Origin of the sequence: Streptomyces sp. NPDC097640 (genome assembly GCF_040302705.1) — a bacterium.
Classification (GTDB): Bacteria; Actinomycetota; Actinomycetes; order Streptomycetales; family Streptomycetaceae; genus Streptomyces.
Window position 1 is genome coordinate 189,172 of sequence record NZ_JBEOSB010000008.1, and the last position, 23,075, is coordinate 212,246.

Annotated in this window: 20 protein-coding genes and 1 riboswitch; of the genes, 13 read left to right on the forward strand and 7 right to left on the reverse strand. The window is 73.5% G+C overall.

Going from position 1 to position 23,075, the window contains the following annotated elements; genetic code table 11:
• Positions 1-11 precede the first annotated feature (11 nt).
• On the reverse strand, positions 12-1,397 hold the full coding sequence (aroA, locus tag ABTY62_RS14710) for a 3-phosphoshikimate 1-carboxyvinyltransferase (RefSeq protein WP_352129769.1): 1,386 nt from the start codon (positions 1,395-1,397) through the stop codon (positions 12-14).
• A gap of 154 nt (positions 1,398-1,551) precedes the next feature.
• Positions 1,552-2,265: a M50 family metallopeptidase gene (locus ABTY62_RS14715; RefSeq protein ID WP_352129770.1), complete on the reverse strand. Its 714-nt coding sequence runs from the start codon at positions 2,263-2,265 to the stop codon at positions 1,552-1,554.
• A 119-nt stretch (positions 2,266-2,384) separates the two neighbouring features.
• Here ABTY62_RS14715 and ABTY62_RS14720 point away from each other — a divergent pair, with 119 nt between their 5' ends.
• The 8 genes from ABTY62_RS14720 to def all read left to right on the forward strand — a co-directional run bounded on the left by ABTY62_RS14720 (position 2,385) and on the right by def (position 10,677).
• The gene (locus tag ABTY62_RS14720) at positions 2,385-3,218 is read left to right on the forward strand and encodes an SOS response-associated peptidase (protein ID WP_352129771.1); all 834 of its coding nucleotides are present in this window, start codon (positions 2,385-2,387) and stop codon (positions 3,216-3,218) included.
• A 168-nt stretch (positions 3,219-3,386) separates the two neighbouring features.
• Positions 3,387-4,025: an alpha/beta hydrolase family protein gene (locus tag ABTY62_RS14725; RefSeq protein ID WP_352129934.1), complete on the forward strand. Its 639-nt coding sequence runs from the start codon at positions 3,387-3,389 to the stop codon at positions 4,023-4,025.
• Positions 4,026-4,331: 306 nt separating this feature from the next.
• Entirely contained in the window at positions 4,332-5,021 is a 690-nt protein-coding gene (locus ABTY62_RS14730) for a sigma-70 family RNA polymerase sigma factor (protein ID WP_311729762.1), read from the forward strand.
• A complete protein-coding gene (rsrA, locus tag ABTY62_RS14735; RefSeq protein WP_089504922.1) occupies positions 5,018-5,335 on the forward strand; it encodes a mycothiol system anti-sigma-R factor in 318 nt (105 codons plus the stop codon). Before ABTY62_RS14730 ends, rsrA begins: the two co-directional genes overlap by 4 nt.
• 348 nt (positions 5,336-5,683) lie before the next feature.
• Complete coding sequence (locus ABTY62_RS14740; protein ID WP_352129772.1) at positions 5,684-7,138, forward strand: HD-GYP domain-containing protein; 1,455 nt, start codon at positions 5,684-5,686, stop codon at positions 7,136-7,138.
• Positions 7,135-8,745 (forward strand): HD-GYP domain-containing protein, encoded by a 1,611-nt coding sequence (locus tag ABTY62_RS14745; RefSeq protein ID WP_352129773.1) that lies wholly within the window; start codon positions 7,135-7,137, stop codon positions 8,743-8,745. Before ABTY62_RS14740 ends, ABTY62_RS14745 begins: the two co-directional genes overlap by 4 nt.
• Before the next feature lie 219 nt (positions 8,746-8,964).
• The gene (locus tag ABTY62_RS14750) at positions 8,965-9,951 is read left to right on the forward strand and encodes a tetratricopeptide repeat protein (RefSeq protein WP_043486837.1); all 987 of its coding nucleotides are present in this window, start codon (positions 8,965-8,967) and stop codon (positions 9,949-9,951) included.
• Between the two features lie 96 nt (positions 9,952-10,047).
• On the forward strand, positions 10,048-10,677 hold the full coding sequence (def, locus tag ABTY62_RS14755) for a peptide deformylase (RefSeq protein ID WP_311729765.1): 630 nt from the start codon (positions 10,048-10,050) through the stop codon (positions 10,675-10,677).
• Positions 10,678-10,763: 86 nt separating this feature from the next.
• Here the strand turns inward: def and ABTY62_RS14760 are convergent, their stop codons facing one another.
• The 4 genes from ABTY62_RS14760 to ABTY62_RS14775 form a co-directional block, all read right to left on the reverse strand.
• A complete protein-coding gene (locus tag ABTY62_RS14760; RefSeq protein WP_352129935.1) occupies positions 10,764-11,720 on the reverse strand; it encodes a ribonucleotide-diphosphate reductase subunit beta in 957 nt (318 codons plus the stop codon).
• A gap of 62 nt (positions 11,721-11,782) precedes the next feature.
• Entirely contained in the window at positions 11,783-14,182 is a 2,400-nt protein-coding gene (locus ABTY62_RS14765) for a ribonucleoside-diphosphate reductase subunit alpha (RefSeq protein ID WP_352129774.1), read from the reverse strand.
• 124 nt (positions 14,183-14,306) lie between these two features.
• Positions 14,307-14,429, reverse strand: a riboswitch (cobalamin riboswitch).
• Between the two features lie 310 nt (positions 14,430-14,739).
• The gene (locus tag ABTY62_RS14770; protein ID WP_352129775.1) at positions 14,740-16,218 is read right to left on the reverse strand and encodes an FGGY family carbohydrate kinase; all 1,479 of its coding nucleotides are present in this window, start codon (positions 16,216-16,218) and stop codon (positions 14,740-14,742) included.
• 90 nt (positions 16,219-16,308) lie between these two features.
• A complete protein-coding gene (locus ABTY62_RS14775) occupies positions 16,309-17,358 on the reverse strand; it encodes a 2-hydroxyacid dehydrogenase (RefSeq protein WP_352129776.1) in 1,050 nt (349 codons plus the stop codon).
• A 109-nt stretch (positions 17,359-17,467) separates the two neighbouring features.
• On the opposite strand from ABTY62_RS14775, the gene ABTY62_RS14780 reads away from it, so the two are divergent.
• The 5 genes from ABTY62_RS14780 (at position 17,468) to ABTY62_RS14800 (ending at position 22,487) form a co-directional block, all read left to right on the forward strand.
• Entirely contained in the window at positions 17,468-18,157 is a 690-nt protein-coding gene (locus tag ABTY62_RS14780; protein WP_352129777.1) for a histidine phosphatase family protein, read from the forward strand.
• Positions 18,154-18,954 carry a DeoR/GlpR family DNA-binding transcription regulator gene (locus ABTY62_RS14785; protein WP_352129778.1) on the forward strand — a complete coding sequence of 267 codons (801 nt, stop codon included), beginning with the start codon at positions 18,154-18,156 and terminating at the stop codon, positions 18,952-18,954. Before ABTY62_RS14780 ends, ABTY62_RS14785 begins: the two co-directional genes overlap by 4 nt.
• A gap of 129 nt (positions 18,955-19,083) precedes the next feature.
• Positions 19,084-20,538 (forward strand): FGGY-family carbohydrate kinase, encoded by a 1,455-nt coding sequence (locus tag ABTY62_RS14790; RefSeq protein ID WP_352129779.1) that lies wholly within the window; start codon positions 19,084-19,086, stop codon positions 20,536-20,538.
• Between the two features lie 174 nt (positions 20,539-20,712).
• Positions 20,713-21,990, forward strand: coding sequence for an alginate lyase family protein (locus ABTY62_RS14795; protein WP_352129780.1), 1,278 nt, complete (start codon positions 20,713-20,715; stop codon positions 21,988-21,990).
• Between the two features lie 101 nt (positions 21,991-22,091).
• Positions 22,092-22,487, forward strand: coding sequence for a hypothetical protein (locus ABTY62_RS14800; protein WP_352129781.1), 396 nt, complete (start codon positions 22,092-22,094; stop codon positions 22,485-22,487).
• A gap of 82 nt (positions 22,488-22,569) precedes the next feature.
• On the opposite strand, the gene ABTY62_RS14805 is transcribed toward ABTY62_RS14800, so the two are convergent.
• The gene (locus ABTY62_RS14805; protein WP_352129782.1) at positions 22,570-23,070 is read right to left on the reverse strand and encodes a GNAT family N-acetyltransferase; all 501 of its coding nucleotides are present in this window, start codon (positions 23,068-23,070) and stop codon (positions 22,570-22,572) included.
• Positions 23,071-23,075: the final 5 nt, after the last annotated feature.

Here is a 23,075-nt window from a genome sequence, read left to right on the forward strand (position 1 = left end):
GCGGGGGCGCCTCAGGCTCTCCGCGCCGGGGCCGTCGCCGCGTCGAGCATGCCGCTCCACAGGCCGGGGAAGTCGGGCAGGGTCTTGGCCGTGGTGGCCACGTTCTCGATCTGTACGCCCTCGACGACCAGGCCGATGACCGCGCCCGCGGTGGCCAGCCGGTGGTCCTCGTAGGTGTGGAAGACCCCGCCGTGCAGCGGGCGTGGGCGGATCCGCAGCCCGTCGGCGGTCTCGGTGACATCGCCGCCCAGCTCGTTGATCTCCTTGGCCAGGGCCGCGAGCCGGTCGGTCTCGTGCAGCCGCAGATGCGCGATGCCGCTCAGCGTGGACTCGGAGTCGGCCAGCGCCGCCACCGCCGCGATCACCGGGGTGAGCTCGCCCACCTCGTGCAGATCGGCGTCGATGCCGGTGATCCGGCCGGTGCCGGTGAAGGTCAGCCCGGCTTCGGTGAGCTCGCAGGAGCCGCCCATGTCGGTGAAGATCCGGCGCAGCGAGTCGCCGGGCTGGGTGGTGCGCTCCGGCCAGTCCGGGATCGTCACCCGGCCGCCGGTGACCAGGGCGGCCGCCAGGAACGGCGCCGCGTTGGACAGGTCCGGCTCGACCACCAGGTCGCGGCCCAGCAGCGCGCTGGGCGACACCCGCCAGACGTTCGGCTCGCCGCCCGCCTCCGGGGCGTCCACGGCCGCGCCCGCGGCCCGCAGCATGTCGACGGTCATCCGGATGTGCGGCAGCGAGGGCAGCGCGGCGCCCACATGGCGCACCTCGACGCCCTGGTTGAAGCGCGGCGCGGACAGCAGCAGCGCGCTGACGAACTGCGACGAGGAGGAGGCGTCGATGCGCACCGGGCCGCCGTCCAGCGCCCCGCCGCCGTGCACGGTCATGGGCAGCGAGCCGCGGCCGTCGTCGTCGATCCGGGCGCCGAGCGCGCGCAGCGCGTCGATCACACCGTGCAGCGGGCGCTCGTGCGAGCGCTTGTCGCCGTCGAACCGGACCGGGCCGTCGGCCAGCGCCGCGACCGGCGGCAGAAAGCGCATCACGGTGCCCGCGTTGCCGACGTCCACGGTGGCCGGGCCGTGCAGCCCCGCCGGGATGACCCGCCAGGCCTCGCCGCCGCCCGCGGAGCCCGGCGCGCCGTGGGAGCCGGGGGAGTAGTCCGGGACCGTCTCCTCGATGCCCACGCCCAGCGCGCGCAGCGCCTCGGCCATCAGGAGGGTGTCGCGGGAGCGCAGCGGGCGGCGCAGCCAGCCGGGCTCGGCGGCGAGCGCCGCCAGGATCAGGCCGCGGTTGGTGACCGACTTGGATCCGGGCACGGTGACGGTCGCGTCGACCGCTCTGTCGGCGAGCGGAGCGGGCCAGAGGGCGGAGTGCGCGCCCGAAGAGGTCTCAATGCCGGTCATGGCTCTCACTTTAGTGGCTCGCCGAGAGTGAGATTCCTGATAAAAAGTGGCGAAACCCAGTCGAAACACGCCGCTGGTATGAACAGCTCGCGGTTGGCTCGCGGTTGGCTCGGGGCCCGCTCGCGGCCGGTTCGAGGACCGGCGGGACCTCGGGTCACACCCCCAGCAGCCAGCGGCCGCCGCCGATCAGCGAGGTCAGCGAGACGACGTGGAAGAGCAGCAGCCAGACCGTGGCCGGCACATTGGTCAGCCGGGCCAGCTGATCGGGGTCGGAGTCGTGCGCCCCCGAGTAGCGGCGCTTGCGCTGAAGTTCGAACGGGGGGCGTACGCCGCCGAGGAGCAGAAACCAGACCACGCCGTACGCGAAGGCCGCCTGGACGTCCGGTCCGGTCAGCCAGGAGACCAGGAAGAAGGCGGCCCCGGAGAGGACCACGGTGAGCACGCCGTACGCGTTGCGGATCATGACCAGCATCGCGGCCAGCAGCGCCGTCGTCCCCCACAGCAGCGCGGTGATGTGGCCCGCGGCCAGCAGCCACGCGCCCGCCAGGCCGAGCAGGGACGGCGCGGTGTATCCGGCGGCCGCGGTGAGGATCATGCCGAGGCCGGTGGGCTTGCCGCGCGAGACGGTCAGCCCCGAGGTGTCCGAGTGCAGACGTATCCCGTCCAGCCGCCGCCCGCTGAGCAGCGCCACCAGGCCGTGGCCGCCCTCGTGGGCGATGGTGATGGCGTTGCGGGCGATCCGCCAGGCGATCTGGGAGACGACCGCCGAGAGCGCGATGAGCCCGGTGGCGGCGACCAGCCAGGGGGTGGGGTCCGGCTGGGTGCCGACGACGCGGTCCCACAGATCGGCGGCGTTCGTGCTGTCCATGTGCGGGAGGCTCCTCGCGTCCGAGTGCGGTGCTTCTTCTGTTCAGTACGTTCTTCTTGGTCGCGCGGTTTCGACGGCCCGGCGTCACCGGCCCCGGGCGTCGTGGCAGTGTGGCACCTATGTGCGGTCGATACGCAGCGAGCCGGAAGCCCGAGGACCTCGTGGGCCTCTTCGCGGTGCAGAAGTGGGAGCCGGAGGAGACGCTGGCCCCGGACTGGAACGTCGCGCCCACCAAGGACGTGTACGCGGTTCTGGAACGCCCTTTGAAGGACTCCGGCGAGCCGGGCCCGGTCCGCCAGCTGAGAGCGCTGAAGTGGGGACTGGTCCCGTCCTGGGCCAAGTCGCCGGACACCGGCGTGAAGATGATCAACGCGCGGGCGGAGACGGTCCACGAGAAGCCCTCGTACCGCCGCCCCTTCGCCTCGCGCCGCTGTCTGCTGCCCGCCGACGGCTACTACGAGTGGGTCACCGCCCCGGCGGAGCGGCAGCTGGAGGAGCAGGGGAAGCGCAAGCGGCCGCGCAAGCAGCCGTACTTCGTGACCCCGGTGGACGGCTCGGTGATGGCCATGGCCGGGCTGTACGAGTTCTGGCGGGACCGGACGCTGCCGGACGACCATCCGCGGGCCTGGTGGGTGACCTGCACGGTCATCACGACCGAGGCGGAGAAGGAGCCGTTCCCGCTGCCGGGCGAGGGCGGCGACGACATCGGCGCGGGGCCGCGGTCGCTCGCCGACATCCACCCGCGGATGCCGCTCGTGCTCACCGAGGACCGCTGGACGGACTGGCTCGACCCCTCCCGCACCGACCCCGACGAGCTGCGCCCGCTGCTCGCCCCGCCGCCCGCGGGGCTGCTGCGCGCCTACCCGGTCGCCACGGCCGTGAGTGACGTTCGCAACAACGGGCCGGAGCTGGTGGCCGAGCTGGAGGCCCCCGAGGCGGGCACGCTCTTCTGAGCCGCGTTCCGCGCGGCCGGTCTTCCGATCGGCGCGGGGTCGGCGGGGTCGATACCGCGGCGCGCCGCCCGGAGGCGGCAGGATGGGCCTGTGAGCGCCGAGCAGACCCAGCAGACCGCACAGACCGGTGAGCCGTCCGGAGCGACGACGGCCGGGACCGGCGAGACCGTGCCGACCCCCGCCGGTGACGCCCGCATCACCTGGCACCGCGCCACATCCGCCTCCGCCTCCGGCGCCCGCGCCGTGCTGGCCGTGAGCCATGGCGCCGGGGGCGGGATCGAGGCCCGGGACCTGCGGGCGCTGGCCGTCGCGCTGCCGCCGCTGGGCGTCGACGTCGCGCTGGTCGAGCAGCCGTGGCGGGTGGCGGGGAAGAAGGTCGCGCCCGCGCCCAAGACCCTGGACACCGGATGGCGCGCGCTGTGGCCCGCGCTGGAGAAGCCCGGGCTGCCGGTCGTCGCGGGCGGGCGCAGCGCCGGGGCGCGGGTGGCCTGCCGTACGGCGCGCGAGCTGGGCGCGAGCGCCGTGCTGGCGCTGTCCTTCCCGCTGCACCCGCCGGGCAGGCCGGAGCGGTCCCGGGCCGAGGAGCTGCTGGGCGCCGGCCTGCCGACGCTGGTGGTCCAGGGCGACCGGGACCCGTTCGGCCGCCCCGAGGAGTTCCCCGAGCTGCCCGCCGGCATGGAGCTGGTCGGGATCCCGCACGGCGACCACGGTTTCGCCGTGCCGAAGAGGGCGGACATCGGCCAGGAGGAGGCGCTGGCGCTGATCACCGGAGCCGTCGCCGACTGGCTGGCCCGCCTACCGGGCTGAGCTGCGCGGACGCGCCGTATCGAGCGGCGGAGGCGGCCCGGGAATGCGATCGGGACGCTGTGTGTTGTACCGCGCGTAGAAAAGAAACAGGACAAGGCACAGGCTCAGGTACCCGCACCAGGAGAAGGAGTCCCCAGTATGGGTTCGCTCGCTTGCCCGGCCCGCCCGCGCGCCGCCGACCTGGACTGGTCGCAGCCGCAGCCGGGGTGGACCGCCCGGAACGAAGCGGCGGGCGGACCGGATCGTCGTCTATTCTCCGATTCGAGTGGGTCCGCATTCGGCGGTCCCGACACGAAGGCGGAGGAGGTGGGTCAGGTCACTGGCACCGACGCGGGGACCGACGGCGTGACCGAGGGCCGGCCGGCCGGGCAGCCGCACGAGACTGACGCCGAGCGCAACGCGCGCTTCGAGCGGGACGCCCTCACGTTCCTCGACCAGATGTACTCCGCGGCATTGCGTATGACGCGCAATCCGGCCGATGCCGAGGACCTGGTCCAGGAGACGTACGCGAAGGCCTACGGGTCGTTCCACCAGTTCCGTGAGGGCACCAACCTCAAGGCGTGGATGTACCGCATCCTGACCAACACCTTCATCAACTCGTACCGCAAGAAGCAGCGGGAGCCCCAGCGCAGCGCGGCCGAGGAGATCGAGGACTGGCAGCTCGCGCGCGCCGAGTCGCACATGTCGACCGGTCTGCGCTCCGCCGAGTCGCAGGCGCTCGACCACCTCCCCGACTCGGATGTCAAGGAAGCGCTCCAGGCCATTCCCGAGGAGTTCCGCATAGCGGTCTATCTCGCGGACGTCGAGGGGTTTGCCTACAAGGAGATCGCGGACATCATGGGGACACCCATCGGTACCGTGATGTCGCGGCTGCACCGTGGGCGCCGCCAGCTGCGCGGACTGCTCGAGGACTATGCCCGTGGGCGCGGGCTGGTCCCGGCCGGCGCGCCCGCCGCGGCGGACGAGTCGCACGATCGGAAAGGCGCGGACTCATGAGCTGCGGAGAGCCGCACGAGACGGATTGCTCCGAGGTCCTCGACCACCTCTACGAGTTTCTCGATCGCGAGATGCCCGACGTGGACCGCGCCAAGCTGGAGGTGCACTTCCACGAGTGCTCCCCCTGCCTGGAGAAGTACGGGCTGGAGCAGGCCGTCAAGAAGCTGGTCAAGCGGTGCTGCGGCCATGACGACGTGCCCAGCGACCTGCGCTCGAAGGTCATGAACCGCATCGAGCTGATCCGCTCCGGCGAAGTCGCGCCGGAGCGGGAGGTCGTCGCGGAGGCGAACGCGCCGACGCCCGCGCAGGACTAGGCACCCTCCGGCGGACCTTTCCCCTTACCCGCTTAGCCGCCCCTTCCCGGAACTGTGGGCTCCGCCCCAGACCCCGGGGTCCAAGGGGCGGAGCCCGCCCGGGCGGGGAACCGGCGCCCACCTGCGGCTCTGCACCGCAGGTGCCGAGTTCGCCGAGGCAGGGCCGAGGCCCTGCGCGCTGTCCGGGCAGCCCGGCCCGGCTCGCGCGTTCGTACAGTACGGCCGCCCGATCATCACCCGAAGGTGTGCAATCGGGCGGAGCACACGGACGAACCCCGCGCGCCCGGCTCTATCCTCCCCAATCTGACGGCCCCGACCGGGGCCGCCGACGGACGGGGAGGAGGGGGCATGCGGGCGGTTCCTCTGGCGGCGCGCGTCTACATCCTGAGCGCCGCGCTCCTGGCCGCGGTGTGCGCCGCCCCGGCCCTGTGGCCCGCGGCGCATGTCTCATGGACCACGGCCGCGCTGCTCGCCGCGATCCACGCGGTCGTCGTCCGCAGGCCGCCCGGCTCCCTCCTGCTCAGCCCCGCGCTTCTGGCCGGGGCTTTTCTGCTGCCCGCGCCCGCCGCCGCGCTCGTGGCGGTGCCCGGCGCGCTGCTCGGACCCGTCGAGCGGCGCCCCGCCGGCGTACGGCGGGGCTGGCGCGCCGCGCGGCTCGCGCTCGCCGGATACGCCGCCTCGGGCGCCTTCGCGCTCTGTGGCGGCCGGGAGGCCCTGGCCGCCCCCGCCACCGCAGGTGCGCCCGATGTGCCGGGCGGCTTTCCGTACGTCCTGGTGCCCGCGGCCGTCGCCGCGCTCGTCCTGGGGCTGACCGCCGCCGCCCTGGAAGGCGGTGTGCTGATCACCGCCGAGGACCGCTCGCCGCGCGCCGCCTGGCGCGGCCGGGTGCTGTGCTCGGTCGTCCCCCATCTGGCGCACGGCCTGGCCGGACTGCTCATGGCGGCGCTGTGGCGCAGCCCGTACGGGCCGCCCGCCGCGCTGCTGGTGCCGGTGCCGATGTACGTCTGCGCCCGCGCCTTCGCGCTGTGCCACCAGGAGCGCGCCGCCCACCAGGCCACCGTCCGCGCCCTCGTCCAGGCCGTCGACATCAAGGACCGGTACACGCGCGGCCACTGCGAGCGGGTCGGCCGCGCCTCCGTCATGATCGCCCGCGAGCTGGGGATGGGCGGGGACCGGCTGGAGGCGCTGCGCGTCGCGGGCGTCCTGCACGACGTGGGCAAGCTCGGCGTCCCCACCCGGCTGCTGCGCAAAAACGGTCCGCTGACTCCCGAGGAGCGCCGCGTCATCGAACTCCACCCCGAGTACGGGCACGAGATGGTGCGCGGCATCGGCTTCCTGGGGGAGGCGCGGGAGGCGATCCTGCACCATCACGAGCGGCTGGACGGGAGCGGCTATCCCTATGGGCTCGCGGGGGCGGAGATTCCGGAGTCGGCGAGGGTGGTGGCGGTCGCGGACGCCTTCGACGCGATGACCTCGACCCGCGCGTACCGGCGGGCGCGGCCGGTGCCCGTGGCGATGGAGGAGCTCGAGCGGTGTGCGGGGGCACAGTTCGACCCGCGGATGGTGGGGGCTCTGGCCCGCGCCCTGGACCGGTACGGCTGGCCTGTGCCTGCCCCGTCCCCGGCCCCGGAGGAGACGCGTCACCTCGCCCCGGCCGGCCGGGAACACGCACCGGGCCATTCGCGGGACCGGCGCGGAAACGTCCCGCCTGCGGCCCCGGAGACCGTGCCGGGCCGGGGCCCGGGCGGCTCCCGGCCCCGGGGGCTGAGCGCCTCCCGGCCCGGGCCGGGCGGTGGCGCATGAGCCCGTGGCGGTACGCCGTGCCGTGGCCGGGCGCGGGCGCGCGCAGGACGGCCGTCGGTGAGGGAGGTGCCGCGGCCCCGGGCCGGGCCGGTCGCCGCGGCGGACGCGAGGCCGGGCCCGGGCCGGAAGCCGGGCACCGGCCATGGCCCGGCCGCTCGGCGCGGCGGGGCGGCCGGGGAGCGCTCACTGCCGTCGCGGTGTACGGCGCGGCCGGCGCGCTGGCCGTCGCCGCCGTCGCCTGGACGCAGTGGCGGGGCGTGCGCGAGCCGGGGACGGCGCTCGCCTTCGGGGCGCTGGTCGCCCTGGGGGAGGCCCTGCGGTGGGACGGGCGCGCGGGCCCGGCCGGGGCGCCCGGGCGGCCGGACGAGCCGGAGGCCGGGGAGCGCGAGCCCGCGCCCGTCGCCGCCGCCGGCGCCCTCGGCTACGCCGCCGTACTGGGGCGGCTGGACGGCCAGCCGGTCGCGCACGGCGTCCTCCAGGCCGTCGCCGTCGTCGGCGCCGCCTCCCTCGTGGCGCTGCTGCCGCGCGTCGCGCTCGGGCGCCCGGTCGGCCTCGGCTTCGGCCTGGACACCGACCGCGCCGCGCGCCGGGTGCTCGCCGTCGCCTTCGTCGCGCTCTGCTGCCAACCGCTCCACCGCACCGGCCGGTTGCCCGCCTGGCTCGACGGTCTCGACCGGCTGAGCGAGGGCTCGTATCTCGTCGTCTCCTCGCTACTGGTCCTGGCCCTGGCCGCGCTCGGCGACGCCGCCCTGGCCGCGGCCCTGACCCGGGCCCGTACGGGCCGGGCGTACGCCCTCCTGCTGCGCGACGAACTGCGCGCGCTGCCCGGCGTGGGCGCCGCGGTCTGCGCGACGGCGGCGGCCACGGCCCCGGCGGTGGCCGTGGCCGGGCTGTGGGCGCTGCCGGTGCTCGGGGTGCCGCTGCTGCTCGTCCAGCACTCCTTCCGCCGCCGCGCGGCGATCCGGGCCACCCGCCGCCAGACCGTCGCCTCGCTGGCCAGGACGACGGAGACGGCCGGGTACACCCCCGCGGGCCACGCCCGCCAGGTCGCCCTCCTCAGCCGCGCCGTCGGCCGCGAGTTGCGGCTTTCCGGCCCGTCCCTGACCGTGCTGGAGTACGCGGCGCTGATGCACGACATCGGCCAGCTGTCGCTGCTCGACGCGGTGCCGGCCGGGGCCACCGAGCCGCTGCCGGAGGCCGAGCGGCGGCGGATGGCGCTGCTGGGCGGCGCCGTCGTCCGGCAGACGGGGGTGCCCGACGAGGTCGCGGAGATCGTGGAGCGGCAGGCGGACCCGTATCGGGAACAGCCGCTTCCGGCCCGTATCGTGCGGGCCGTGAACGCCTACACCGAGCTGGTGAACGCCTACACCGAGCCGGTGGGAGGTTCCCCGGGCGGCTCCCTGGGAAGCCCTCAGAAGGGCCGGGGCGCGGCCGGGCCCAGGGCCCTGGAACGGCTGCGGCGGGGCACGGCCCACGACTTCGACCCGGCCGTGGTGGAGGCCCTGGCCACGGTCGTGTCGCGTCCGTCGCCCGACCCGGTGCACGGCCGCCGATCCGGCCGCGTACCAGGTCACCCGAGGTCCCGCGAAGCGAGAACTCGCGGGTAATGAGCGGCTGCCCCGAGAGGCATGGTTGGATGCGAAGAGAGGGGGTGTCGGGCCTATGGCCGGCGGCAAGGAGGTGTGGTGGGCATCGTCCCCGGGCCGATGCGTGAGGGGCCGGGCTGAGATGTCCGCGAATGTGTGGCAGGTTGTCGTCGAGGGAGGGCTTGTCCGTCCGCGAAGGCATCTGGTGCGGTACTACTTCGATACCGGCAGGCGGGAATCGTGAAGATCTTCGGCAAGGTGCGGCACCGGCCGTCCGCGTCATGGCGGCAGGCCACGGACCGCGCGTTCACGCTCATCGGAGACGGCCGGTACGAGGACGCGGGAGCTCTGCTGACCCGCGCCGCCGACCTGGAACCGTGGCTGTCGGAGTCCTGGTTCAACCTGGCGCTGCTGCACAAGTTCCGGCACGACTGGGAGCAGGCGCGCGCGGCGGGGCTGCGCGCGGTCGCGCTGCTGGACCGCGAGACCGGCGCCCCGGACTGGTGGAACGTGGGGATCGCCGCCACCGCTCTCCAGGACTGGCCGCTGGCGCGCCGCGCCTGGCAGGCGTACGGCCTGAAGGTGCCGGGCGAGGCCTCCGCGTCCGGTGAGCCGCTGGGCATGGAGCTGGGCAGCGCGGCCGTGCGGCTGTCGCCGGAGGGCGAGTCCGAGGTCGTCTGGGGCCGCCGGCTCGACCCGGCCCGGATCGAGGTGCTGTCCATCCCGCTGCCGTCCTCCGGGCGGCGCTGGGGCGAGGTGGTGCTGCACGACGGCGTTCCGCACGGCGAGCGCGTCACCTCCGCCGGCCCCGCGTATCCGGTCTTCGACGAGATCGAGCTGTGGGCGCCGTCCCCGGTGCCGACCTGGGTGGTGCTGCTGGAGGCCGCGACGGAGGCCGACCGGGACGCCCTGGAGCGGCTCGCGGCGGACGCGGGCTTCGCCGCCGAGGACTGGTCGTCCTCGGTGCGGCTGCTGTGCCGCTCCTGTTCGGAGAGCCGGATGCCCAGCGACGAGGGCGAGGGCGAGCACCTGGACCCGCACGACCACAGCGAGCCCGGCCAGCCCGGCCCGCTGGGGCACCGCATGGCGGGCTCGGGCTCGCTGTGGGTGGCGGAGCGGGAGTGCGGGATCGCCGCGCCGAGCGGGCTGGTGCGCGGGCTGCTGGACGGCTGGGTCGCGGACAGCCCGGACACCCGCGAGTGGCGGGACCTGGAAGAGGTCTGCTGACATACCCGCTCATCCGCCGCGGGCCTTACGACCTGGGGTGTGGCCGTTACCCTGTAGGGCGACGAGTCCGGTTTTGAGGAAGGCGTGCGGCGGACGATGGCGCAGCAAGGTACTGAGCAGCGGGTGGACGACGAGTTCATCGTGGACACGGAGGACTGTGAGGAGCGCGAGCGCGCGTATCGCGAGCGCGGCACGGCCCGCCCGATCACGGTCGTCGGCAATCCGGTGCTGCACAAGGAGTGCCAGGACGTCACCGAGTTCGACGACAAGCTGGCCGCGCTGATCGACGACATGTTCGCCAGCCAGAAGGCGGCCGAGGGCGTGGGCCTGGCCGCCAACCAGATCGGCGTCGACCTGAAGGTCTTCGTCTACGACTGCCCGGACGACGACGGCGTCCGCCATGTGGGCGTGGTCTGCAACCCGGTGCTGGACGAGCTCCCGGCCGACCGCCGGGTGCTGGACGACTCCAACGAGGGCTGTCTGTCGGTGCCCACCGCCTACGCCGCGCTGGCCCGCCCCGACTACGCGGTGGTGCGTGGCCAGGACGCCCAGGGCAAGCCGATCGCGGTCCAGGGCACCGGCTACTTCGCGCGCTGCCTCCAGCACGAGACGGACCACCTCTATGGCCGTCTCTACATCGACCGCCTCTCCAAGCGCGACCGTAAGGACGCGCTGCGGCAGATGGCGGAGGGCACGCCGCGCTACGAGACGGTGCCCAACGACTGACGCCCGACAGGGCATGCATACGGCGCGGCGCCCCCGGGAGATCCCAGGGGCGCCGCGCCGTATGCCGGGTTTGCATCAGAAGCGGCTCAGAAGTCGTCGTCGAAGGAGACCGAGCCCTCGACCGCCACCTGGTACGCGGAGGCGCGGCGCTCGAAGAAGTTGGTCAGTTCCTGGACGTTCTGGAGCTCCATGAAGGAGAACGGGTTCTCCGAGCCGTAGACCGGGGCGAAGCCCAGACGGGCGAGCCGCTGGTCGGCGACGCACTCCAGGTACTGGCGCATCGACTCGGTGTTCATACCCGGCAGCCCGTCGCCGCACAGGTCGCGGGCGAACTGCAGCTCGCCCTCGACGGCCTCCCGCAGCATGTCGGTGACCTGCTGCTGGAGTTCGTCGTCGAAGAGCTCGGGCTCCTCCTCGCGGACCGTGTCCACCACCTGGAACGCGAAGTTCATGTGCATGGTCTCGTCGCGGAACACCCAGTTGGTGCCCGTCGCCAGGCCGTGCAGCAGGCCGCGGGAGCGGAACCAGTAGACGTAGGCGAAGGCGCCGTAGAAGAACAGGCCCTCGATGCACGCCGCGAAGCAGATCAGGTTGAGGAGGAAGCGGCGGCGGTCGTCCTTGGTCTCCAGCCGGTCGATCTTGTCGACCGAGTCGATCCAGCGGAAGCAGAACTCCGCCTTCTCCCGGATGGACGGGATGTTCTCCACCGCGGCGAACGCGGCGGCCCGGTCGTCCGGGTCGGGGAGGTAGGTGTCCAGCAGCGTCAGATAGAACTGGACGTGCACGGCCTCCTCGAAGAGCTGCCGGGACAGATACAGCCGCGCCTCGGGCGAGTTGATGTGCTTGTAGAGGGTGAGCACCAGGTTGTTCGAGACGATCGAGTCACCGGTCGCGAAGAAGGCGACCAGGCGGCCGATCATGTGCTGCTCGCCGGGGGAGAGCTTGGCGAGGTCGGCCACGTCCGAGTGGAGGTCGACCTCCTCCACGGTCCAGGTGTTCTTGATCGCGTCGCGGTAGCGGTCGTAGAAGTCCGGGTACCGCATCGGCCGCAGGGTCAGCTCGAACCCGGGGTCCAGGAGGTTCTTGACGCGTTCGGGGGCGGTGGTCACTGGCAGGCCTCGCAGGACTCGGGGTTTTCCAGGGAGCAGGCGATGACCTCGGGGTCGACGGGCGCCTGCTGGGTGGGGACGGGCACGGTGGCGGGGGCGGCGGCGCGGGCCGACTGCGCGATCCGGGTCGCCGGGCGCGAGCGCAGGTAGTACGTGGTCTTGATGCCGCGCTTCCAGGCGTACGCGTACATCGAGCTGAGCTTGCCGATGGTGGGCGAGGCCATGAAGAGGTTCAGCGACTGGCTCTGGTCCAGGTACGGGGTGCGGGCGGCGGCCATGTCGATCAGGGCGCGCTGCGGGATCTCCCACGCCGTCCGGTACAGCCGCCGCAGGTCCTCGGGCACCCAGGAGAAGTCCTCGACCGAGCCGTTGGACTCGCGCAGCGCCTCACGGCTCTGGGCGTCCCACACGCCGAGCTTCTTCAGGTCGTTCACCAGGTAGGAGTTGACCTGGAGGAACTCACCGCTGAGCGTCTCGCGCTTGAAGAGGTTGGAGACCTGCGGCTCGATGCACTCGTAGACGCCCGCGATCGAGGCGATGGTCGCGGTCGGCGCGATGGCGAGGAGGAGCGAGTTCCGCATCCCGGACTTCGCCATCCGCTCGCGCAGCGCCGCCCACCGCTCGGGCCAGGTCGCCACCGCGTCCGTGTAGTGGTCCGGGTGCAGCACGCCGCGCGCGGTGCGGGTGGCGGACCACGCCGGGTGCGGGCCGTGGCGCTCGGCGAGGGCGCAGGACGCCTCGTACGCCGCGAGCATGATGCGCTCGGAGATCTGGGTGGACAGCGCCTGCGCCTCGGGCGAGTCGAAGGGCAGCCGCAGCCGGAAGAAGACGTCCTGGAGGCCCATCAGGCCCAGGCCCACCGGCCGCCAGCGGGAGTTGGACGCCCCGGCCTCCTCGGTCGGGTAGAAGTTGATGTCCACCACGCGGTCGAGGAAGGTGACGGCGGTACGGACGGTCGCGTCCAGCCGCTCCCAGTCCATCCGGCCGTCCTTGCCCAGGTGCGCGGCCAGGTTGACCGAACCCAGGTTGCACACGGCCGTCTCGCCGTCGTCCGTGACCTCCAGGATCTCGGTGCACAGGTTGGAGGAGTGCACGACCCGGCCGGGCTCGGCGGTCTGGTTGGCGGTGCGGTTGGCGGCGTCCTTGAAGGTCATCCAGCCGTTGCCGGTCTGCGCGAGGGTGCGCATCATCCGGGCGTACAGCTGGCGCGCCGGGACGGTCTTGACGGCCAGCCCGTCCGCCTCGGCCTTCCGGTACGCGGCGTCGAACTCCTCGCCCCACAGGTCGACCAGCGCGGGCGCGTCGACCGGCGAGAACAGCGACCAGTCGGCGTCGGCCTCCACCCGGCGCATGAACTCGTCCGGGATCCAGTGCGCGATGTTGAGGTTGTGGGTGCGGCGGGCCTCTTCGCCCGTGTTGTCCCGGAGCTCCAGGAACTCCTCGATGTCCGCGTGCCAGGTCTCCAGGTACACACAGGCCGCGCCCTTGCGCCGGCCGCCCTGGTTGACGGCGGCGACGGAGGCGTCGAGGGTGCGCAGGAACGGCACGATGCCGTTGGAGTGGCCGTTGGTGCCGCGGATCAGCGAACCGCGGGCGCGGATGCGCGAGTAGGACAGGCCGATGCCGCCCGCGTGCTTGGAGAGCCGCGCGACCTGGTGGTAGCGGTTGTAGATCGAGTCCAGCTCGTCCAGCGGCGAGTCCAGCAGATAGCAGGACGACATCTGCGGGTGGCGGGTGCCGGAGTTGAACAGCGTGGGGGAGCTGGGCAGGTAGGACAGCGTGCTGGTGAGCCGGTACAGCTCGGCGACGTCGTCCAGCGCCCGCTCCGAGTGGTCCTCGGCCAGCCCGCAGGCCACCCGCAGCAGGAAGTGCTGCGGGGTCTCGATCACCTGGCGGGTGATCGGGTGGCGGAGCAGATAGCGGCTGTGGAGGGTGCGCAGCCCGAAGTAGCCGAAGCGGTCGTCGGCGCCGTCGGCCAGCGCCCGCTCGACCAGCGCGTCCAGGCGGGCGGCGTGGGCGGTCACGAACTCGGCCGTGCCGTCCGCGATCAGGCCCTCGCGGTGGCCCACGGCCACCGAGGCGGAGAAGGAGACCGCGCCCTGCCCGGCCGCCTCCTCCGCGATGGCGAGGGTCAGCAGCCGCGCGGCGAGCTTCGAGTACTCGGGTTCTTCGGCGATCAGACCGGCCGCCGCCTCGGTCGCGAGGGTGCGCAACTCCGCCTCGTCCGAGCCGGGATGGCGGCCGCGCAGGGCGGCGGCCGCGACCTTGCCGGGGTCGGTGGCGGACAGGTCGGCGGTGAGCTCCGTCAGGGTCCGCAGCAGGGCGGTCCCGGGCGCGTCGTCCGCTGCCTGAGTAGCCGCTGCCTCTGAAACCGGATCGGCTGGCGCGATGGTCACTGAAGTGTTCTCCCTCGCTCGGCTGGGGGCCGGGCGGGTGGTACGCGATGGGCGCGTGCGGGCATGCCGAAACCGCCAAGGGCATACCGCACAGCGTCCATCGGCCCAACCCGCGGGGCCCGGACGTATGAGACGGCTGTCGGCAGGTCCTCGGACTCGCGGGTACGCAAAAGCGTACGCGTACACCGTTGCGGGACAGTTCCGGATTCGCACCGGATTCCCCTGCGGCGACAGCGAGCATGAGCATACATCTTGTGGTGGCGAGCGCACGCGCCCCCACATGTTGTGTCGCGAGGTGGAGTGTTTCGTACGAATGTGCTATTCAGTGCCGGACTTGGCGCGGTCTTGGCGCGCACTTGGCACGGGCCTGACGCAGGCCCGGGACGGGCCTGACGCGGGCCCTGGGGCATGCCCCGAGGCGGCCCGGCAGAGGCCGGCAGGGGGCCGGTACGGCCCCGGCGCGGCCCTGGTGCGGGTCCGGCACGGACGGTCGGGCGCGAGCCCGGCAGGGGCCCGGCAAGGGCCTGCGCCGGGCCCGGCGCGGCGCCGGGTCGCTTTTAAGCGGGCGCCGTTGCCCGCCACTCCGCGAGGGTACGGGCCAGCCTGGCCCGGTAGTCCGCGTAGCCGCGCTCGTATGCCTCGGCGCGCTCCGCGTCGGGTACGACAGTACGCGAATCGGCTCGCCATTGTGCCGCGTCCACCGGGTCGCCCAACGCGCGCCAGGCGACCGCGACCGCGCCGCGCGCCCCCACCTCGGGCTCGTCCGGGATCCGCACCGGCCGCCCCAGGACGTCCGCGAACAGCTGGGTCCAGGCGGCGGACCGGGTACCGCCCCCGCAGGCCGCGAGCGTCGCACTCAGCCCCGCGGCCTCCAGGCAGTGGCGTGCGGCGTACGCCACGGCCTCGCAGGCGGCCCGGACGGCGTCCGCGCGGGTCGTGGCGAGGGTCAGGCCGTCCAACCGGCCCCGCGCGGCGGGCTCCACGAACGGGGCGCGCTCGCCCGCGTCCGACAGGAAGGGCAGCGCGGTCACCCCGCGCGCCCCCGGCGGGCTGTCGGCGAGCAGCGTCTCCAGGTCCGCGGTGGTCGCCCCGGTGAACTCCAGGACCCACTCCAGGGCCGCCGTGCCCACCATGGCGGGCATGCCGCGCAGCCAGCGGTCCCGGTCGGGCGTGCACAGCCACATGCCCGCCGGGTCGGCCGCCGGGTCGATCCGCGCGCTGTCGGTGAGGACCTGGCTGGCGAGCGTGGTGCCCACGATCAGCAGCCCGTCGCCCACCTCCGTCACGCCGCTGCCGATCGCGCAGGCCGGGAGGTCGTACGGGCCCGCCGTGACGGGCAGTCCGGCCGGCAGCCCGAGCAGCTCCGCGCCCGCGTCGTCGAGCCGCAGGACGGTGCCGGGCGCGGCGGGCGTCGGCAACAGCCGGGCGTATTCGGCGATTCCGCACGCTTCCAGGGCATCGGGGACGTATGTGCGTGTGGTCACGTCCAGGAAGGGCATGGACGCGTCCGAGGCGTCCACGCCGATGACGCCGGTGAGCCGCTGGGCCACCGCGTCCACGCAGTAGCCCGCGACCTCCGCGCGCGCCAGGGCCTGCGGCTCGTGGTCGGCCAGCCAGCGCAGCAGCGGCGCGTGGCAGCCGGGGAACACCCCGGAGCCGGTGAGCCGGTAGAGGTCGCGGATGGTGCCGTCCTCGCCCCAGCGGGCCACGGTGTCGTTCGCCCGGCCGTCCATCCAGGAGATCGGCGGGCGCACGGCGCGGCCCGCCGCGTCGCGCAGCCACAGCCCGTCGCCCTGCCCGGTGAGCGCGAGCGCCACGGGGGCCTCGCGGCCCTTCGCGGCCAGGGCGGCGGTCACCTCGCGGACCACCTCGGCGACCGTGCGCAGCACGTCCTCCAGGTCCTGCTCCACCCGCCCGCCGGGCAGGCGGTCGAGCCGGCTGGGACGGCTGGCGGCCGCCAGGGACCTGCCGTCCCGGCCGAAGGCCACGGCCTTGGTGACGGAGGTGCCGACGTCGACTCCGAGGACGATGCTCATGACGTGGGCCCTCCTTGGGGGCGTCGACTGCGCGGGTTTGTGCGGGGCTGTTGGGCGGGGGCCGGGCTGGGCCTGTCCGCCGGACACCGCCTAGCTCGTGGGGTGGTTCGCGGGGTGGGCGAGCTTTTCGCCGCGGGCGTAGCGGCCGACCTCGGCGGCGGTGATGGCGGCCGCGCGGTGCGCGGTCTGCCGGGTGGCGCCGGCGAGGTGCGGGGTGGTGACGACGTTGGGCGCGGAGTGCAGCGGCCAGTCGGCGGGCGGCGGTTCGAGGTCGTACACGTCGAGGGCGAGGGCGCCGAGCCGGCCGGAGCGCAGCGCCTCGGGCAGCGGGGCGTAGTCCAGCAGGCCGCCGCGCGCGGTGTTCACCAGCACCGCGCCGGGCCGCATCCGGGCGATCCGGTCGGCGTCGATGAGCCCCTGGGTCTCGGGGGTGAGCCGGGCGTGCAGGCTGACCACGGAGGAGCGGGCGAGGAGTTCGTCCAGCTCGACCGGCTCGACGCCGTCCGCGCGGGCGGTCTCGGGGTCGGTGTACGGGTCGGCGATCAGCACCCGGGCGCCGAACGCGCGCAGCACGCGGGCGACGATCCGGCCGATGGCCCCGTAGCCGACCAGGCCGACGGTCGCGCCGTCCAGCTCGATGCCGCCCTCCTCGTACGCGTAGAAGTCCCCGCGCCAGCGGCCCGCGCGCAGCTCGGCGTCCGCCGTCGGGATGCGGCGCATCGCGGCGAGCATCATGCCGACCGCGAACTCGGCGGCGGCGGTGGCGTTGCGGCCGGGCGCGAAGCTGACGGCGACGCCGGCGCGGGTGGCGGCCGGCAGGTCGACGTTGACCGGGCCGCCGCGGGAGACCGCGACCATGCGCAGCTCGGGGCGGGCGGCGAAGACCTCGGCGGTGAACGGCGCCATCTGCGTCACGCACACCTCGGCCCCGGCCAGCGCCTCGATCAGCTGCTCCTCGGTGCCGCTGGCCTCGATCACCCGGCTCGCCGGGCCGCCCACCGGGCCGAAGGGCTCGTGCGGCCACGGCAGCGTCAGCTCGGCGACATCGACGTCGACGCCTTCGAGCCCCGGCTCGTCGCGGAGCGCGGCGATGATGAGGTCGGGGCGTACGAAGTGGTCTCCGGCGGCGAGGACGCGCATGGGTGGCCTTTCTTCGGCGTTCCATCACAGAGGCGACGCTAGATTTAACATCGTTGACGTGACAAAGCAATGGCCCGCGCGTCGTGCGGGCCGAGGGGAGGAACATCCTGTGACGGCTCGCCTACTGCTCGTCCGCCATGGAGAGACGGTGTGGCACGCCGAGAACCGGTATGCCGGGATCTCGGACGTGGCCCTGACGGAACGGGGATTCCGGCAGGCGGAAGCGCTCGCCCATTGGGTGAAGGGGCGCGAAGTAAACGTGGTGGCCTGCTCCCCGCTGAGCCGCGCCCGGCTGACCGCGCGCCCGGCCGCGGACGCGCTCGGGCTCGTCCCCGAGGTCGTCGAGGACCTGCGCGAGGTCGACTTCGGCTGGGGCGAGGGCCGCACCATCGCCGAGATGGAGGCGGAGGACCCGGCGGCCGTACGGGCCTTCCGGGCGGACGCGGAAGCGGGCGCCTTCCCCGGCGCCGAGCCCCCGGGCGCCGCGGCGGCCCGCGCCGCGTCCGCCCTGCGCGGGCTGGCCGCCGCGCACCAGGGTCGTACGGTGCTCGTCGTGGCGCACAACTCCCTGCTGCGGATGGCGCTGTGCGCGCTGCTGGGCATCCCGGTCGGCCGCTACCGGCAGGTCTTCCCGCGGCTGGACAACGCGGCGGTGAGCGAGATCGAGGTGGCGGGCGAGCGGACGGCGCTGCGGTCGCTGAACGTACCGACGGGCGCGGTGGCGACGAGCGCGGCGGCCGCGGGGGCCGCGCCCGCCGGGGACGCGTCCACCGGCCGTGGGGGAGAATCCGCCCCATGACCACGACCGGCGCGTCCGACGTCCCGCCCCGCTCCCAGGCCGCACGCAGACAGACCATCACCGAGTACGTGCTGGAGCACTCCACCGCCACCGCGGCCGCGCTCGCCGAGCTGACCGGCGTCAGCCTCATGACCGTGCACCGGGACCTGGACGAGCTGGCCAGGCTCGGGGTGGTGCGCAAGTTCCGGGGCGGGGTCTCGGCGCTGCCGTCGTCGGTCTTCGAGTCCAGCCTGGACTACCGGATGGGCGTGAACCGGGCCGAGAAGGAGGCGGTGGCCGCGGCCGCCGCGGAGCTGGTCGAGCCCGGCATGTCGATCATGCTGGACGACTCCACGACCGCCCTCGCCCTGGCCCGGCTCCTCGTCGACGCCGCCCCGCTGACCGTGGTGACCAACGCCCGGCGCGTGGTGGAGGTGTTCGCGGGGGTGGAGCAGACCCGGCTGATCGGCCTGGGTGGGGAGTACTCGCACACCCACGACTCCTTCCTCGGCGTGCCCTGTGTGGCGGCGATCGAGGCGCTGTCGGTGGACATGGTGCTGGTCTCCACCTCGGCGGTGGACGCGCACACCACCTACCACCAGGAGCAGGACGTGGTGCTGGTGAAGCGGGCGATGCTCGCGGCCGGAAGCCGAAAAGTGCTCCTTATGGACGCGTCGAAGACCAGGCGCACAGCCCTGCACCGCCTCTGCCCGGTGGACGAGTTCGACCACCTGGTGGTGGACGGCGGAGTGGACGCGGCGCTGCTGGTGGAGCTGCGGGAGCGCACGGATGTGAGGGTGGCGGGGGCGCGCTCTTAACGTCTTCCGTGTTAACTTCACTTCACCCATGAGGCTGGTGGGCCTTGGGCGCGCCGGGGAGCCCCCAAGGCCCACCGTTGTACGGCCGCGGTTGTACGGCCGCGCTGCGCATCGAAGGAGCCGACCGCTATGAGCACAACGTCGCCCTCCCCGGAGGTCGTGGCGGGCATCGACATCGCCACGGCGGCGGTCCGCGTGGTGTGCGTCGACGCGCAGGGCCGGATCCGCGCGGAGGCGCGCGAGCCGCTGCCGCCGCCCCGGCGCGGCGCGGGCGGGCGCAGCGAGCAGGACGCGCGGGCCTGGTGGCCCGCCGTCGCCGCCGTGCTGCGGCAGGCGACCGCGGCGCTCCCGGCGGGCGGCCGGGAGGTGGTGGCGGTCGCCACGTCCGCGACCTCGGGCACGGTCGTCCTGGCCGACGGCGCGGGCGAGCCGGTCGGTCCGGCCCTGATGTACGACGACCGCCGCGCGGCCGAACTCAACGCCCGCGCCCAGCGCGTCGGCGCCCCGCGCTGGCAGGCCCTCGGCCTCTCGGTCGGCCCGACGGCGGCCCTGGGCCGCATCGCCTGGCTGGCGGCGGAGGAGGAGGGCGGCGACGGCAAGCTCCTCCACACCCCCGACCTGATCGGCTGGCGGCTCACCGGAGGCCCGGTGGCCACCGACTGGAGCCACGCCCTCAAGACCGGCTACGACGCGCGCCTCCGCGAGTGGCCCGCCGAGGTCCTGGACGCGCTCGGCGTACCTCCCGGGTGGCTGCCGCCCGTGCAGCCGCCCGCCACCGAGGTGGGCACGGTGTGCGTGGCCGCGGCGCACGAGACCGGGCTGCCGGTCGGCTGCTCCGTCCGCCTGGGGATGACGGACGGCTGCGCCGGGCAGATCGCCACCGGGGCCGTCCGGCCCGGCCAGTTCGTGGGCGTCCTCGGCACCACGTACGTCCTCAAGGGCGTCACCCGCGAGCTGGTCCTCGACCCGACCGGCGCGCTCTACAGCCACCGCCACCCCGACGGCTGGTGGCTGCCGGGCGGCGCCTCCAACACCGGCGGCGAGGCCCTCGCGCACGTCCCCGCCGACCGCCTCCCCGCCCTCGACCGCGCCGCGGCCGCCCGCGGCCCCGCCTCCGTGGTGACGTACCCCCTGCGCCGCGAGGGCGAGCGCTTCCCGTTCGTCAGCGGCGAGGCCCGCGGCTTCGTCCTCGGCACCCCGGCCGACGAGGCCGACCGCCACCGCGCCGAACTGGAGGGCGTCGCCTTCCTGGAACGCCTCGCCATCGAGCGCGTACGGGAGCTGGGCGTACCCGTCGAGGGGCCGCTGTGGGCTGCGGGCGGCGGCAGCCGCAGCGCCCTGTGGACCCGCGTCCGCGCCACCGCCCTCGGCATGCCCCTGCGCGTCGCCGACCACGCCGAAACCGCCTTCGGCGCCGCGCTCCTCGCCGCCTCCGGCACCCTCCACCCCGACCTGGCCGCGAGCGCCGCCGCGATGGTCCGTACGGGCCGGGACATCGACCCGGACGAGACCGAGCGCGCCGCGCTCGACGAGTCGTACGCGGCCTTCACCGCCGCCCTGCGCGAACGCGGCTGGCCGGCGTAGTCCGGCAGGCACTCGGAATTCCCTTACGCGTGCCTGAACGGAGTCAGGTCAGCCCCCTTGACGGGGGCTTGGTCTATACCTAGCTTCTCCTCCGCCCCCACTTGTCATGTATGTGACTGGGGTTCGGGTCCACAGACAGATGCCCCGGCATCTGCCGCCGAGAGGAGAACCCTCATGCGCGAGACCGCTCAGCGCCCGACCCACCCGCGAAGCCCCCACCCGCGAACCCTCCGCCGGCGAAGGATTCCCGCGCTCACCGCCGCCGCCCTGTCCGCCGCCTGCCTGGCCGGTGCCCTCGTCGGCCCGGCCCAGGCCCAGGCCGCCAAGTCGGAGCCCGAGCCGCGCTCCGGAAGCGCGATCGCCGCGCCCGCCGCGTTCACCCACCCCGGCGTTCTCGTCGGCAGCTCCCAGCTCGACTTCATCCGGGGCAAGGTGCAGTCGGGCGCGGCGCCGTGGAAGGGCGCGTACGACGAGATGATGGCGAGCAAGTACGGCTCGCTGTCGTACGCGCCGAAGCCGCGCGCGGTGGTGGAGTGCGGCCCGTACTCCGACCCCAACTACGGGTGCACCGACGAGCGGCAGGACGCCATCGCCGCGTACACCCACGCGCTGGCCTGGTACGTCACCCGCGACGACCGCTACGCGAAGAAGGCGATCGAGATCATGGACGCCTGGTCGGCCACGATCAAGGACCACACCAACAGCAACGCGCCCCTACAGACCGGCTGGGCCGGATCCGTGTGGCCCCGCGCAGCGGAGATCATCCGCTACACCTACACCGGCTGGCCGAACGTCAACCGCTTCGCGACCATGCTGCGCAACGTCTATCTGCCCAAGGTGATCAACGGCTCCAACAGCAACGGCAACTGGGAGCTGTCCATGATGGAGGCCGCCGTCGGCATCTCCGTCTTCCTGGACGACCGCGCGAGCTACGACAAGGCGGTCGCCCGCTATCTGAACCGCACCCAGGCGTACGTCTACCTCGACACCGACGGCGCCCTGCCCAAGACCGTGCCGGGCAGCGGGCTGGACACCAAGGACAAGATCGTCAATTACTGGCAGGGCCAGTCCACGTTCGTGACCGGCCTGACCCAGGAGACCTGCCGCGACTTCACCCACACCGGCTACGGCATCTCCGCGATCTCGCATGTCGCGGAGACCTCGCGCATCCAGGGCGAGGACCTCTACCCGAAGGTCGGCGAACGCCTGCGCCAGGCCCTGGGCTTCCAGTCCAAGTACGAGCTCGGCACGGCCGTGCCGTCCTGGCTCTGCGGCGGGACGGTCAAGCGCGGCCTGGGCCCGGTCACCGAGGTCGGGTTCAACGCCATGCACAACCGCCTCGGCTACCCCATGGACAACACCCAGAAGCTCACCGAGCAACAGCGCCCCGCCGGCACGAACAGCCTCTTCGTGGCCTGGGAGACCCTGACCCACGCCGACAACACCAACTGAGCCTGAGGGTTGACGCACGCCGGGGCGGGAGCCTTTAGTGATCGCGACCGCCCTGGAACGATCACTCGTGTAGTGATGTGCGACCACCCTTGGGGGAATTGATGCGCACTCTCATATCCGCCGGAGCCGGCCTTGCCGCTGTCGGCCTCACTTTCGGCCTGATGTCCGCACCGGCATTCGCGGCGCCCGCCTCGACCGCATCGGCGGCACAGGCCGCCCCGCCGAAGTCGGGGAAGGACAGCATCAAGTGCAATGAGTCCAACGCCCGGGTCAACTTCTCGTGGAAGACCGGCTGGACGACCACCACGGTGTACTACAACAACCACTGCCTGGGGGGCACGCGCATCACCGCTGCCTTCGTGTTCTACAACGACGGGTCGACGCCCATGTACAAGTGCGTCACTTTCCAGGGAATGACCCAAGGAAAGTACAAATTCGGGCACATCAACGAGATTATCGACATCAACAAGGACACCAGGAAGTGCGAGAACAACTAGCAGATCCAGGTGGATCTTGGGTTTCGGTCCCGCTGTGTGAGCAGCGGGGCCCGACTCCCCGACCAGCCGGGAACGTGATCCCTCACACCTCCACCGTGAACGCCCACAGCGTGATCCCCGGTATCGGCTGCCAGTCCCGCTCCGGGGCCCGTACGAACCCCAGCCGCCCGTAGAGCCGGTGCGCGGTGGTCATCTTCTGCTGGCTACAGATCACGATCCGTTCGAGGCCCAGCTCCCGCCCCCGCTCCAGGCACGCCCGCACCAGCGCCTCCGCCGCTCCCCGCCGCCGTGCCTCCGGCCGCACGGCCAGCATCCGGAACTCCCCCTCGCCCGGGCGGGCCAGATCCGTGTACGCCCCGCCGTGCCAGGTGAAGGCCACCGCCCCCAGCACCTCGTCGCTCGCCGCGTCGGCCGCGACCAGGACCTCCGCCTGCTCGGCCCGCCGCCGGACGTCGCGCAGCTCGCCCTGATACCAGCCGCTTTCATCGAATTCCAGCAGCCCGTCCGCGAGGTACGCCCGCGCCGTGAACTCGCCGATTTCGTCGAGCTCCTCGTCCCGCGCCCGCCTGATCATGATGTCCATACCAG

What these genes read in the sequence shown, in the direction of transcription:
- aroA (WP_352129769.1), bottom strand. Translation starts at nt 1,397, where the DNA reads ATGACCGGCATTGAGACCTCTTCGGGCGCGCACTCCGCCCTCTGGCCC.
- ABTY62_RS14715 (WP_352129770.1), bottom strand. Translation starts at nt 2,265, where the DNA reads ATGGACAGCACGAACGCCGCCGATCTGTGGGACCGCGTCGTCGGCACC.
- ABTY62_RS14720 (WP_352129771.1), top strand. Translation starts at nt 2,385, where the DNA reads ATGTGCGGTCGATACGCAGCGAGCCGGAAGCCCGAGGACCTCGTGGGC.
- rsrA (WP_089504922.1), top strand. Translation starts at nt 5,018, where the DNA reads ATGAGCTGCGGAGAGCCGCACGAGACGGATTGCTCCGAGGTCCTCGAC.
- ABTY62_RS14740 (WP_352129772.1), top strand. Translation starts at nt 5,684, where the DNA reads ATGCGGGCGGTTCCTCTGGCGGCGCGCGTCTACATCCTGAGCGCCGCG.
- ABTY62_RS14745 (WP_352129773.1), top strand. Translation starts at nt 7,135, where the DNA reads ATGAGCCCGTGGCGGTACGCCGTGCCGTGGCCGGGCGCGGGCGCGCGC.
- def (WP_311729765.1), top strand. Translation starts at nt 10,048, where the DNA reads ATGGCGCAGCAAGGTACTGAGCAGCGGGTGGACGACGAGTTCATCGTG.
- ABTY62_RS14760 (WP_352129935.1), bottom strand. Translation starts at nt 11,720, where the DNA reads ATGCGGTACCCGGACTTCTACGACCGCTACCGCGACGCGATCAAGAAC.
- ABTY62_RS14770 (WP_352129775.1), bottom strand. Translation starts at nt 16,218, where the DNA reads ATGAGCATCGTCCTCGGAGTCGACGTCGGCACCTCCGTCACCAAGGCC.
- ABTY62_RS14775 (WP_352129776.1), bottom strand. Translation starts at nt 17,358, where the DNA reads ATGCGCGTCCTCGCCGCCGGAGACCACTTCGTACGCCCCGACCTCATC.
- ABTY62_RS14785 (WP_352129778.1), top strand. Translation starts at nt 18,154, where the DNA reads ATGACCACGACCGGCGCGTCCGACGTCCCGCCCCGCTCCCAGGCCGCA.
- ABTY62_RS14790 (WP_352129779.1), top strand. Translation starts at nt 19,084, where the DNA reads ATGAGCACAACGTCGCCCTCCCCGGAGGTCGTGGCGGGCATCGACATC.
- ABTY62_RS14795 (WP_352129780.1), top strand. Translation starts at nt 20,713, where the DNA reads ATGCGCGAGACCGCTCAGCGCCCGACCCACCCGCGAAGCCCCCACCCG.
- ABTY62_RS14800 (WP_352129781.1), top strand. Translation starts at nt 22,092, where the DNA reads ATGCGCACTCTCATATCCGCCGGAGCCGGCCTTGCCGCTGTCGGCCTC.
- ABTY62_RS14805 (WP_352129782.1), bottom strand. Translation starts at nt 23,070, where the DNA reads ATGGACATCATGATCAGGCGGGCGCGGGACGAGGAGCTCGACGAAATC.